This window comes from Pseudomonas sp. ZL2 (assembly GCF_054788455.1).
The window spans coordinates 1-12,119 of the sequence record NZ_JBGOGX010000001.1 but is presented as its reverse complement, the minus strand read 5'-3'; the positions used below and the strand labels follow the sequence as shown (position 1 = coordinate 12,119).

General features: G+C 60.8%; 10 protein-coding genes. 2 read left to right on the top strand and 8 right to left on the bottom strand.

Annotated elements, in window-relative coordinates; all coding sequences use genetic code 11:
• Nucleotides 1-46 precede the first annotated feature (46 nt).
• The 8 genes from ABM562_RS00050 to ABM562_RS00015 form a co-directional block, all read right to left on the bottom strand.
• Complete coding sequence (locus tag ABM562_RS00050; protein ID WP_115088919.1) at nucleotides 47-1,402, bottom strand: 8-oxoguanine deaminase; 1,356 nt, start codon at nucleotides 1,400-1,402, stop codon at nucleotides 47-49.
• Nucleotides 1,403-1,517: 115 nt separating this feature from the next.
• Nucleotides 1,518-2,204, bottom strand: a complete 687-nt coding sequence (locus ABM562_RS00045; RefSeq protein WP_115088917.1) for an SDR family oxidoreductase — start codon at nucleotides 2,202-2,204, stop codon at nucleotides 1,518-1,520.
• 337 nt (nucleotides 2,205-2,541) lie between these two features.
• Nucleotides 2,542-3,126 (bottom strand): IMPACT family protein, encoded by a 585-nt coding sequence (locus ABM562_RS00040; protein ID WP_460420404.1) that lies wholly within the window; start codon nucleotides 3,124-3,126, stop codon nucleotides 2,542-2,544.
• 9 nt (nucleotides 3,127-3,135) lie between these two features.
• Nucleotides 3,136-3,798 (bottom strand): TetR/AcrR family transcriptional regulator, encoded by a 663-nt coding sequence (locus ABM562_RS00035; RefSeq protein ID WP_115088914.1) that lies wholly within the window; start codon nucleotides 3,796-3,798, stop codon nucleotides 3,136-3,138.
• A 62-nt stretch (nucleotides 3,799-3,860) separates the two neighbouring features.
• Entirely contained in the window at nucleotides 3,861-4,775 is a 915-nt protein-coding gene (locus ABM562_RS00030; RefSeq protein ID WP_115088912.1) for a LysR family transcriptional regulator, read from the bottom strand.
• Between the two features lie 48 nt (nucleotides 4,776-4,823).
• Nucleotides 4,824-5,843, bottom strand: a complete 1,020-nt coding sequence (locus ABM562_RS00025; RefSeq protein ID WP_115088910.1) for an AbrB family transcriptional regulator — start codon at nucleotides 5,841-5,843, stop codon at nucleotides 4,824-4,826.
• A 4-nt stretch (nucleotides 5,844-5,847) separates the two neighbouring features.
• Nucleotides 5,848-7,212: an FAD/NAD(P)-binding protein gene (locus ABM562_RS00020; protein ID WP_233674693.1), complete on the bottom strand. Its 1,365-nt coding sequence runs from the start codon at nucleotides 7,210-7,212 to the stop codon at nucleotides 5,848-5,850.
• Nucleotides 7,213-7,390: 178 nt separating this feature from the next.
• The gene (locus ABM562_RS00015) at nucleotides 7,391-8,617 is read right to left on the bottom strand and encodes an ATP-grasp domain-containing protein (RefSeq protein WP_115088906.1); all 1,227 of its coding nucleotides are present in this window, start codon (nucleotides 8,615-8,617) and stop codon (nucleotides 7,391-7,393) included.
• 458 nt (nucleotides 8,618-9,075) lie between these two features.
• Between ABM562_RS00015 and aptA the strand changes: the two genes are divergently transcribed.
• Both aptA and ABM562_RS00005 read left to right on the top strand, forming a co-directional pair.
• The gene (gene aptA, locus ABM562_RS00010; RefSeq protein WP_038997314.1) at nucleotides 9,076-10,422 is read left to right on the top strand and encodes an omega-aminotransferase AptA; all 1,347 of its coding nucleotides are present in this window, start codon (nucleotides 9,076-9,078) and stop codon (nucleotides 10,420-10,422) included.
• Nucleotides 10,423-10,494: 72 nt separating this feature from the next.
• Nucleotides 10,495-11,988, top strand: a complete 1,494-nt coding sequence (locus ABM562_RS00005) for a CoA-acylating methylmalonate-semialdehyde dehydrogenase (protein ID WP_115088904.1) — start codon at nucleotides 10,495-10,497, stop codon at nucleotides 11,986-11,988.
• Nucleotides 11,989-12,119 lie beyond the last annotated feature (131 nt).

Below are 12,119 nucleotides of genomic sequence, written 5' to 3'. Positions count from 1 at the left end.
GCGCTTCGCCACCGTCATCATGTTGGCATTGCTCGCCTTTGAGCTATCAGCCCGCGATCAGTTGTGCGGCGGCCTGACGGTGATCGGCGATCAGCGCCTGCACATCCAGGCCTTCGATCTGGCCATCAACGACGCGCCACTGGCCACCGACCATGACCCGGTCAGCGCGGTCGGCGCCGCACAGCAGCAGGGCCGAAAGCGGATCGTGGCTGCCGGAGAAGCGCAGCTCATCGAGCTTGAACAGCGCCAGGTCTGCCTGTTTGCCCACCGCCAGCTCGCCAATATCGCTGCGCCCCAGCAGTTGCGCCGAGCCGCGGGTGGCCCAGCCCAAAACCAGTTCCGGCGTGATCGCTTCGGCGCCGTAGCGCAGGCGCTGCAGGTACAGGGCCTGGCGCGCTTCGAGGATCATGTTGGAAGCATCGTTGGAGGCCGAGCCGTCAACGCCCAGGCCCACCGGTGCCCCGGCCCGGGTCAGTTCCAGGGTTGGGCAGATGCCCGAGGCCAGGCGCATGTTCGAGCTCGGGCAATGGCAGATGCCAGTGCCGGCGGCGCCCAGGCGGGCGATTTCGTCCGGATTGAAATGGATGCCATGGGCCAGCCAGGTGCGCGGGCCGAGCCAACCGACGCTGTCGAGGTAGTCGACCGTGCGCAGGCCGAAGCGCTGCAGGCAGAAGTCTTCTTCGTCGAGGGTTTCGGCCAGATGGGTGTGCAAGCGTACGTCCAGCTCTTCGGCCAGATCGGCGCTGGCGCGCATGATCTCCGGCGTGACCGAGAACGGCGAGCAGGGTGCCAGGGCGATCTGTATTTGCGCGCCATCGCCGCGCTCGTGGTAGCTGTGGATAAGTCGCTGGCTGTCGGCCAGGATCACTTCGCCCTGCTGTACCGTCTGTTGCGGTGGCAGGCCACCGTCGGCTTCGCCCAGGCTCATGGAACCGCGGGTGAGCATGGCGCGCATGCCCAGTTTGCGTACCGCTTCGACTTGCACGTCGATGGCGTTTTCCAGGCCATCGGGGAACAGGTAATGGTGGTCGGCGGCGGTGGTGCAGCCCGACAGCAACAGCTCGGCCAGGGCCACGCGGGTCGCCAGCTCAAGCTTGGCCGGAGTCAGCCGGGCCCATACCGGGTACAGGGTTTTCAGCCAGGGGAACAGCGGCTGGTTGACCACCGGCGCCCAGGCGCGGGTCAGGGTCTGGTAGAAGTGGTGGTGGGTGTTGATAAGTCCGGGCAGCACCACATGCTCGCGGGCGTCAAAGACTTGTCCACAGGGGCTGGCCGGGCTTTGGCCAAGGCCGAGTACTTGCTGGATACGGCCGTCTTCAATGACCAGGCCGCCACGGGCGTCGAGGCTGTTGGCAGTGAAGATGGCGAGGGGGTTTTTCAACCAGATACGGGTCGCAGGCATGGTGCCGGCTCCTCTGAAAGTGGGTTCAGGTTAGCCAGCTCAGTGTTGCCCTGTCTGCTGATCCAGGTCCGCCGCGGTGGGCGAGGTGTCGAGTCTACACCCACCGCGCGCGGTTTCACCAGATCAGGCTTTCGCCTTTGTAATTGATGAATTGCAGACCGCCTTTGCCGCTGTTGGCGTGAACCTGATCGAGCATGCCGCGGGTGCTGGTGGCCACATCGATATCGGCGCCTTCACCGCCCATGTCGGTCTTGACCCAGCCCGGATGCATGGCCAGCACGGTCGGCTGCGGCTCGCCCAGTTGCGCCACGAAGCTGTTGATCATCGAGTTCAGCGCCGCTTTGCTGGCCTTGTACAGGCACAGTTCCGGCGCGTCGGGAATACTCACACTGCCCAGTACCGAGCTCATGAAGGCAATCACCCCGGTGTTCTTGCGCAGTTGCGGGGCGAAACGTTGGGCCACGCGAATCGGCGCCACGCTGTTGGTCATGAACAGCTCGCCGACATCGGCCAGCTTGGCCTGCTCCGGGTTCTGTTCTTCCGGGCCCTTGACCCCGGCGTTGACGAACAGCAGGTCGAAAGTCTGCGCGCCGAGGCGTTCCTGTAGTGCGTCGAGCTGGCGGGCGCTGTTCATCTCCAAGGTTTCTACCTGCACCCGCGGCAGGGCGCTGAGGGTGTCAGCCCTGGCCGGGTCGCGCACGGTGGCGATCACATTCCAGCCGTCTTCTACCAGGCGTTGCACCAGGCCAAGGCCCAGGCCGCGTGAGGCACCAATGATCAGGGCGGTTTTGTTGATGGACATGGGGGACTCCTTTCAAGGGGGTATCGATCTTTGATCAAAGAATAACCAGTCTAGTCAAACCGTGGCCCTACAAGCTGTTGGCGCAGGGGTGCACGGCTTATCCACAGCTTGCTCCACAGTAATTGTGTGCAAGCATTCAAGGTGGATATAAGCCCGTCAGAGCCCGGTCCGAAGCCAATAACTGGGGATAACTTGCTGATTTTTCGTCAGTTGATGCACTGTCATCAAAACTTGATCAAAATATGATCGTTCGCCTGCAGGCTAGGTAAATCAAGGCGCGCAGGCGAATGCTAAGAGCTTATCCACAGCCGGGCCCACAGTGAATGTGGGCAATTGTTCAGGGGCGTTCCAGCAGGATGCGGCCACGGCTGAGGTCGGCCAACTGGCGTTGCAGGGGTTCGATCTGCTCCTCGCCCAGGGCCAGGCGCAGATCGACGCCGTTGGCGGTGAATTGTTCGTCCAGCACCAGGCCGTCGGCTTCAGCCACGCGCAGTTTGAGCAGCGCCAGTTCGCTGAAGCTGCAGCTGCAGGTGAGTTCGCTGCGGCTGACCAGCAAGCGTTTTTCGGCCTGCTGCAGGCACTTGTTGGCGCCACCGCCGTAGGCGCGGGCCAGGCCCCCGGTGCCCAACTGGATGCCACCGTACCAGCGGATCACCAGCACCACCACCTGGTCACAATCCTGGGCCTCGATGGCCGCGAGGATCGGCCGCCCAGCGGTGCCGCCGGGTTCGCCGTCGTCGCTGCTGCGGTATTGCCCGCCAAGCTTCCAGGCCCAGCAGTTGTGGGTGGCGGCGAAGTCGCTATGGCTTTCGATGAAGTTCATGGCTTCGGCCGGGCTGCTGATTGGCGCAGCCAGGGTGATGAAGCGGCTCTTGCGAATCTCTTCGCGAAACTCGCAGGTGTCGAGCAGGGTAAAAGGCATAAGGCAGGTTCAGTCGCGAGGTGTCAGGCCACAGCCTTTGAGAATGATGTGGATAAGATTGTTGCTGGCATCTTCCATGTCCTGCTTGGTCAGGCGGCTGCGGCCGGTGACCTGGCAGATCTGGGTGGCGAAGTCGGCATAGTGCTGGGTACTGCCCCACAGTAGGAAGATCAGGTGTACCGGGTCGACCGGGTCCATCTTGCCGGCGTCGATCCAGGCCTGGAACACCGCGGCACGGCCCTTGAACCAGGCGCGGTAGTCTTCGCTGAAATAGTCGCTCAGGCACTGGCCGCCGCTGATGATCTCCATGGCGAAGATCCGCGATGCCTGCGGGTTGCGCCGGGAAAACTCCATCTTGGTGCGGATGTAGCTGCTCAAGGCCTGGGCTGGGTCATCGTCGACAGTCAGGGCGTTGAAAGTGCTGTCCCACAGCTCGATGATGTTGCTCAACACTGCCACATACAGGCCGAGCTTGTTGGTGAAGTAATAGTGCAGGTTGGCCTTGGGCAACCCGGCCTTGAGGGCGATGGTGTTCATGCTGGTGCCCTTGAAACCGTGGCGGGCGAACTCGTCCTCAGCGGCCTGGATGATGGCCTGCTCGTTCTTCTGGCGAATGCGGCCGGCGGGCTTGCCCGAGGCTTGGGGGCGATGCGCAGGGACTTCAAAGGTCATGAACGATTCCAGACAAGGCAATGGGTATCTCTTATGACTGGCTAACCTACCAGCATTAGTCCTCAGCGAGTAGCCGCCAGGCTTTCGAGGAAGCTTTCCAGCACCAGGTGCGGGCGCCGGCCTTTGCGCGTCACCCAGCACAGGCTCAGGTCATAGAAGCGCTCGGTGGGCTTGAGTGCACGCAGCCGGCCTTGTTGTACCCAGAAGGATGCATAGTGGTCCGGCAGGTAGCCAATGTAGCGCCCGGTCAGAATCAGGAAAGCCATGCCTTCGCGGTCCGAGGCGCTGGCGGTGCAGTTCAGCGCCTGGTAATGGGCCTGGATGTCCGCGGGTAGGCGGAAAGTCGGGGCAATGGCGTCCTGGCTGTTGAGACGCTCGTCGTCCAATTGCCGGTCGTCGGCGTAGAACAGCGGGTGGCCGACCGCGCAGTAGAGCAGCGAACGTTCGCTGTACAGCGGCTGGTACTCAAGGCCCGATAGCGGGCTGGTTTGCGGAACCACGCCAACATGCAGGCTGCCATCGAGCACGCCCTGTTCGACCTGGCTGGGGGCAATCATGCGGATCTGGATGCGCACGTCCGGGCCGCGGTCCTTGAGCTGCGCCAGGGCATGGGTAATGCGCATGTGCGGCAGGGTCACCAGGTTGTCGGTCAGGCCGATGTTCAGTTCGCCGCGCAAATGCTGGTGCAGGCCGTTGACCTCGGTACGAAAGCTTTCCAGAGCGCTAAGCAATTGCAACGCCGACTGATACACCTCGCGGCCTTCCTCGGTCAGCGAAAAACCGGCGCGTCCGCGCTGGCACAGGCGCAGGCCCAGGCGCTGCTCGAGGTCGCTCATCTGCTGGCTGATGGCCGAACGGCCGATACCCAGCACGTTCTCGGCGGCCGAAAAGCCGCCGCACTCCACCACGCTGCGGTAGATTTTCAACAGGCGGATATCGAAATCGCTGACCTGGGCCAGGGGTTGTGGACGTTTCACGCGATGCCTTTGCACTGGAGGGGAGTGAAGGCTCACAACATACCCTCATCAGACATTCTCGCGCCAGCGACGGGCCTGAACGAGCAGGGCCGGAGCGAAGTGCAGCACGACCATCCGCAGCAGGTGATGCGTCAGGATGAATACCACATTCAGCCCGCCGCTGAAGGCGACGATGGCGATGGTCTCGATGGCGCCGGGCATGTACGCCAGCCATAAGGCAAAAGGGTCGTTGTCCAGCACCCGGGCGGCGACCCCGGCAAAGGCAGCGGCGACCAGCAGCATCAGGCCCACGGACATCAGCCCGGCCCGACCGTGACGAACAAGTTCTGCCAGGCTGATCTCCCTGAACCTGGCGCCAATCATCACGCCGAGGATCAGCGCGGCGCCATCGACGCTCCATTGCGGCATGTGGAAAGCATGCAACAGCCCAAGCTTCACATAGATCCCCGAGGCGATGATCGCGGTCAGCATGAAAGGTGCGGGAACACCGACTTTCAACAGCAGGCGGCCAAGCACAATGCACAGAGCGATCAGCGACAGCAGGGTCAACGCGGTAATGAACGTCAATGGACTGCTCGCGCTTACGTGCGCTCCGGCACTTGCCGGTATGCACAGGCTCACCAGCAGCGTGATCGACAGCAGTCGTACCAGGTGCACAACGATCACCTTGCTGGATGCGCGTTCAGACTCAAGCAGATCGAACACCGCCGCCAAGGCGCCCGGGTAGACGGCAAGGAGTGAATCCTTGAGGTTCCATGCCGAGACTTTCAGCAACCACAGTGCAGCCACGGCAATCTGCGTTGTCAGGCACAGAAGTAACAAGCCGAGGCTCGGCAGCATGGTTGCCACTGTCTGGTTGTCCCAGGCCTCGAACATCAGGCCGGTGGCAATGCCCAGGACGATCTGCACATAGCCGAGGCCGAAGCGCAGCCGGGGAGCCACATTGAACCTGCTGACGACAATTGCCGTCGCCACTATCGAGCCCAGTAGCAGGCCATGGGGCACGCCAGCGTACTGCAGGGCGGTACCAGTCAAAGCAGCGATCAGCAAACACACGAAGGTTTTCATAGGCTCAAGTGCTCAATGCACGAAGGTTGCGGTAGATGGTTTCAGCCTGCATCTGCAAGACGTCGATATTGCTGACGGCATAGAACACACCCGTGGTCGGAGCGCCAATGGCAAAGATATTAGACGGCCCCTGGTGGTTGATGACGCGACAATCGTCATAACGCACGTCGATCCCACCGTATTGATGCTGGATACAAATACCGGATGCAGCCAGATTCTTGTAGAGCGCACCTTGCATCGCATCGCCAGCGCCCGTGGCATTGACCACGTTGGAGAACCTGCAATTGAAATCACGCCCGCGTGCCAGGAAGCCGCCTTGTGTCACGCTGACATCGGATAATCCGGTTCGACAAGCCAAGCGTCCTGAATGCATATGCTGGTGAATCTTGATCCAGTTTTCCTTGGGGATGGGAACCCGCAATTGCCTCCAGGCACCCCGGAAGCGTCCGACGAATACCTTCCTTTCGCGCTCGGAGAGCAGGTTCCAGATCATCGGCACGATCAGGTTGGTCGAAGAGAACACCGAGTAGATATCCTCGCGGGCCACCGAGGCCTGGGTGTGATCGCGCATGAGGTCATCGAGGGTGGCGTCGATGCCCTGCGCCTCCAGCTCTTCGTCGAACATCGCCCGCACCGTCTTCAATGCCGAGCCACCAAAGCGCAGGCGATGCCTGATGGCGTGTTCAGTCAGTACCTTGAGTGCTCGCGGCTGATAGCTTTCGCTGTAGTTGGGAATCTTGCTGCTGCGGGTCAACATGGTCACATGATTGCCAGGGTCGGCATCGAGCAGGGTCAGTGCGACGTCGATGGCTGACAGTTGATTGCCGAGCACACCGATACTGTCGGAGCGAATCTCGGCAAGGCGAGTCGTCGGGTAGGGGTTGTTGATGTATCCCGGGGCCCCCTTTAGCCGATAAAAGTCGGTCGGCTCGGCATTGCCGGTTGCCAGCACGACGGCCTTGTATCCCGGGCGTTCACCCGATGCGGTGCTGAGATCATAGCGTCCCCGGGACGAAGTCATTCCGGTGATATGTTCACGGTAGTACTGAATCGATGAGTGCTCGCGCAGCGAAGACTGCACTGATTCTTCGATGAACTTGCCGAACACCGGGCGCGGTTGATAACCATTGGACTGGGCCATGCCACGGGTCTGCAACCACTGCTTGAAGTCGCCCTGCTCGCGCAGATACATCAAATTGGCGGGGCGGTTGACCAGGTTGCTCAAAATATCTTGCTGATAAGCCTGGCCCGATCCGCTGCTACCGGCAGTATCGAACACATCAATGCTGAGTGCTGGCGTCAGGTGCTTCAACCGTTCCAGAATGATCGCACCGCTATAGCCCAGCCCAACGACTGCTACCTTGCCCATATCCAATCCTTTAGATGTGGTTTTGCTGCGGGCGCGATAACGCCCGTTGCCTGGTATCGACCTGCCAGGTCATGACAGGTGACAAAGACCGGCTGGCGGGGTATCCGTCAGTCGGTGTCCGATTACAGGCAAGCGCCGGTGGGCGCTGCCTGATGTCGTTGTTCAAAGGGATACCGGCTTACGCCCAGACGAAGGTATCCCTGACCCAGCTGTCGAACTGGGCGAGATGGTCGCTGACTTCTTTCTCACTGTTGCCCTCGACAATCGCCGAGACGATTTCGCCATTGGTCATTTGCATTCCGGAATAATCCGTGCCCTTTTTTGCAGTGACCGTGTAATAGCGAATGAAGGGCAAGTCGATAGATGCCGGGAAGTCGATCAGCTTGCCTGTGCGCGGCGGTACGTTCAGTTGGCCGAGCAAGTGGCGCGGTGGCAGCAGCGACTTCAACGACGCCGACTTGCCGCCACGCTCGGCATCGATCAGGGTCAGACGCGGATTCAACCCGTAGGCTTCGGTCAATTCCTGATTGATGCAGCAGCCTCCCAGGCGACAGGCGATTTCGCAGACGATGAGGTCGTCGCCGTCGAGAAACACTTCAAGGTGGAACAGCAGGGTGCCCAGGTTTGGCAATGCCTGCTCGATGATGCTTCGGGTCAGCTTCACGCACTGCGCATGCAGCGGATTGCTTTCGGCCAGCATCTGGAAACCGAGGCTTTGTCCGTCAAGAAAGTCCAGGCAGGTAATCGTCGAGCGTACCGGGGAAATAATCACCGGGTTGCCGTTGATGTAGAGCCCATTAACGTTCAGCAACGGTGCATCGAGGTACTTTTCGACCATCAGATTGTGCAGCGTTGTGCCGTCCTGCTGTTGCAGGTAGTCGCGCAAGCCGTCGACGTCGCGTAGCACCCGTACGCCCCCCGAACCTCGTCCATCACGAGGCTTGACCACCACCGGGTAGCCGTACTGCTCGATGAAATCGTTGATTTCGCACGCCGAGCCGACCATCGCCATGGGATTGATGCGAATGCCATGCTCTGCGAGCCTCTGCTTCATGAGGAATTTGTCACGGTACAGCAGAGTCATGGCCTCATAGCGTGTACGCGAACCATTGAGACGGTCCTTGATGCGCGCCACACGCAGCAAGTCGACTTCTGCCAGCGCAACTACCGTGTGAGTGCCTAGCGCTCTCGCCGCCGCCAGGGCATCGAGTTCGACTAGCGCTGATTCATTGAAGTTGGGGTAAAGCCTGAAAGACTCGCTCAGGGTGGGGAACTGCTGGTCCAGCGCTGCTTTGGCTGACAAGTCGCTGTAAATCAGCGAATTGTTGCCCAGCACGTTCAACCATTCTTGTTCCGAGTGCTGCAGGAGGATTTTCGCGGGCGAGAACAGGATTACAGGGTTCAAAGGATTTCCTTATCGTGATTGTTCATGGCGTAGCACATGCGCAAGGCAGTCCATGGTGCGCGTGTTGTTGCAGCGACCGGCCGAAGGGCGCGTTCATACGCTCCTGTAGTGGAACTATCAGAAGTTGCCTGTACGTGAGCGCTGTAGGTCTTAGGAAATACTGGGAGGCGCGATGGCTTCGAACAAGAGAGGTTCTGCGACAGATAGAGTGAGACTCCTCTATCGTGGCTGTAAGTAAATGCACATCGCCGCACGGCGGTTTTTCGCAACTAATTGATTGGTGAGGGAATTTTCGGAGTCGCTCAGTCGACCGGCATTCAACATGACGCCAGGCGGTAAATGTTTAGCGAAAGGCAAACCAAAGATCGGAAAAGCAGGATTTTCCAGACCTTACGGCCATGCCAATTTAGTCGCAACAACACTTGTCGCTGCCCAATTGCCTTGCGAGGACTTGTCCGATGAATCTGCCTGAAAACGCTCCTGTCGGTCTGGCCAGCCAGCTCAAGCTGGACGCCCACTGGATGCCCTACACCGCCAACCGCAATTTTCAGCGCGATCCCCGGCTGATCGTCGCCGCCGAAGGCAGCTACCTGACCGACGACAAGGGTCGCAAGATCTATGACGCACTGTCCGGCCTGTGGACTTGCGGTGCCGGTCACACCCGCAAGCAGATCCAGGAAGCCGTATCGCGTCAGTTGGGCGTGCTCGATTATTCGCCGGCCTTCCAGTTCGGTCACCCGCTGTCGTTCCAGCTGGCCGAGAAGATCACCGACCTGACCCCGGGCAACCTCAATCACGTCTTCTATACCAACTCCGGTTCCGAGTGCGCTGACACTGCGGTCAAGATGGTCCGCGCCTACTGGCGCCTGAAAGGCCAGGCCACCAAGACCAAGCTGATCGGCCGTGCCCGTGGCTATCACGGAGTGAACATCGCCGGTACCAGCCTGGGTGGCGTCAACGGCAACCGCAAGCTGTTCGGCCAGTTGCTCGACGTCGATCACATCCCGCACACCCTGCTGCCTGGCAATGCCTTCACCAAGGGCATGCCGGAAGAGGGCGGTATCGCCCTGGCCGATGAAATGCTCAAACTGATCGAGCTGCACGATGCTTCGAACATCGCCGCGCTGATCGTCGAGCCGCTGGCCGGTTCCGCTGGTGTATTGCCGCCGCCGAAGGGTTACCTGAAACGCCTGCGGGAAATCTGCGACCAGCACAACATCCTGCTGATCTTCGACGAAGTCATTACCGGCTTCGGCCGCATGGGCTCGATGTTCGGTGCCGATGCCTTCGGCGTTACCCCGGACCTGATGTGCATCGCCAAGCAGGTCACCAACGGCGCCATCCCGATGGGCGCGGTGATCGCCAGCAGCGAGATCTACCAGACCTTCATGAACCAGCCGACCCCGGAATACGCGGTGGAATTCCCCCACGGCTACACCTACTCGGCACACCCGGTCGCCTGCGCCGCCGGTATTGCCGCGCTGGACCTGCTGGAGAAGGAAAACCTGGTGCAATCGGCCGCCGAACTGTCGCCGCACTTCGAGAAGGTGCTGCACGGGGTCAAGGGGGCGAAGAACATCATCGACATCCGCAACTACGGCCTGGCCGGTGCGATCCAGATTGCCGCCCGTGACGGCGATGCCATCGTGCGTCCGTACGAGATTGCCATGAAGCTGTGGAAAGCCGGCTTCTATGTGCGCTTCGGCGGCGACACCCTGCAGTTCGGCCCGACCTTCAACAGCCAGCCGCAGGAACTGGATCGTCTGTTCGATGCGGTCGGCGAAGCCATCAACCAGGTCGACTGATCGTCCCTCTATATATATGAAGCGGGCGCGAGTGATCTCGCGCCCAGGCATACCCTCTTTCTGGAGTTCTGCATGAGCACTGTTCAACACCTGATCAACGGCGAGCTGGTGGCTGCCGACGTACGCACCGCCGATGTCTTCAATCCGTCCACTGGCCAGGCTATCCACAAGGTCGCCCTGGCCAGCAAGCAAACCGTGCAGCAGGCCATCGACTCGGCCAAGGCCGCTTTCCCGGCCTGGCGCAACACGCCACCGGCCAAGCGTGCCCAGGTGATGTTCCGCTTCAAGCAACTGCTGGAGCAGAACGAAGCGCGTATCTCCCAACTGATTAGCGAAGAGCACGGCAAGACCGTGGAAGACGCCGCCGGTGAACTCAAGCGCGGTATCGAGAACGTCGAGTTCGCCTGCGCCGCCCCGGAAGTGCTCAAGGGTGAGTACAGCCGCAACGTCGGCCCGAACATCGATGCCTGGTCCGACTTCCAGCCGCTGGGGGTGGTGGCCGGTATCACGCCGTTCAACTTCCCGGCCATGGTGCCGCTGTGGATGTATCCGCTGGCCATTGCCTGCGGTAACTGCTTCATCCTCAAGCCATCGGAGCGTGACCCGAGCTCGACCCTGCTGATCGCCCAACTGCTGCACGAAGCCGGCCTGCCTAAAGGCGTGCTCAACGTGGTGCACGGTGACAAGGAAGCGGTTGATGCGCTGATCGAGGCCCCTGAGGTCAAGGCCCTGAGTTTCGTCGGCTCGACGCCGATCGCCGAATACATCTATGCCGAAGGCACCAAGCGCGGCAAGCGCGTCCAGGCGCTGGGCGGGGCGAAGAACCATGCGGTGCTGATGCCTGATGCCGATCTGGACAATGCGGTCAGCGCGCTGATGGGTGCAGCCTACGGTTCTTGCGGTGAGCGTTGCATGGCGATCTCCGTGGCCGTGTGCGTTGGCGACCAGGTGGCCGATGCGCTGATCGCCAAGCTCGAGCCGCAGATCAAGGCGCTGAAGATTGGTGCCGGCACTTCCTGTGGCCTGGACATGGGCCCGCTGGTTACTGCGGCAGCCCGTGACAAGGTGGTGGGCTACATCGACGATGGCGTGGCTGCCGGTGCGCAACTGGTGGTCGACGGTCGTGGCTACCGGGTTGCCGGTAACGAAGACGGTTACTTTGTCGGCGGCACTCTGTTCGACCGTGTGACTCCCGAGATGCGCATCTATAAAGAAGAGATCTTCGGGCCAGTACTGTGCGTGGTACGGGTGGACAGCCTGGAAGAAGCCATGCGCCTGATCAACGAGCACGAGTACGGTAACGGCACCTGCATCTTCACCCGTGACGGTGAGGCAGCGCGCCTGTTCTGCGATGAGATCGAAGTGGGCATGGTGGGCGTCAACGTACCGCTGCCGGTGCCAGTGGCTTACCACAGCTTCGGTGGCTGGAAGCGTTCGCTGTTTGGTGATCTGCATGCCTATGGCCCGGATGGCGTACGTTTCTACACTCGCCGCAAAGCCATTACCCAGCGCTGGCCGCAACGTGCCAGCCATGAAGCCTCGCAGTTTGCATTCCCGAGCCTCTAAGGCGTTAGCTGCAAGCTGCAAGTTGAGCGCGGTGCTAGCGCTTCTACTTGCAGCTTGAAGCTTGTGGCTTATAGCTAAAACGCCGCCGCTGAAACAAAGTTGAAATAAGTCCTTGACGCCCCTGTGGATCT

What these genes read in the sequence shown, in the direction of transcription:
- ABM562_RS00025 (WP_115088910.1), bottom strand. Translation starts at nt 5,843, where the DNA reads ATGAAAACCTTCGTGTGTTTGCTGATCGCTGCTTTGACTGGTACCGCC.
- ABM562_RS00040 (WP_460420404.1), bottom strand. Translation starts at nt 3,126, where the DNA reads ATGCCTTTTACCCTGCTCGACACCTGCGAGTTTCGCGAAGAGATTCGC.
- ABM562_RS00020 (WP_233674693.1), bottom strand. Translation starts at nt 7,212, where the DNA reads ATGGGCAAGGTAGCAGTCGTTGGGCTGGGCTATAGCGGTGCGATCATT.
- aptA (WP_038997314.1), top strand. Translation starts at nt 9,076, where the DNA reads ATGAATCTGCCTGAAAACGCTCCTGTCGGTCTGGCCAGCCAGCTCAAG.
- ABM562_RS00045 (WP_115088917.1), bottom strand. Translation starts at nt 2,204, where the DNA reads ATGTCCATCAACAAAACCGCCCTGATCATTGGTGCCTCACGCGGCCTG.
- ABM562_RS00050 (WP_115088919.1), bottom strand. Translation starts at nt 1,402, where the DNA reads ATGCCTGCGACCCGTATCTGGTTGAAAAACCCCCTCGCCATCTTCACT.
- ABM562_RS00005 (WP_115088904.1), top strand. Translation starts at nt 10,495, where the DNA reads ATGAGCACTGTTCAACACCTGATCAACGGCGAGCTGGTGGCTGCCGAC.
- ABM562_RS00035 (WP_115088914.1), bottom strand. Translation starts at nt 3,798, where the DNA reads ATGACCTTTGAAGTCCCTGCGCATCGCCCCCAAGCCTCGGGCAAGCCC.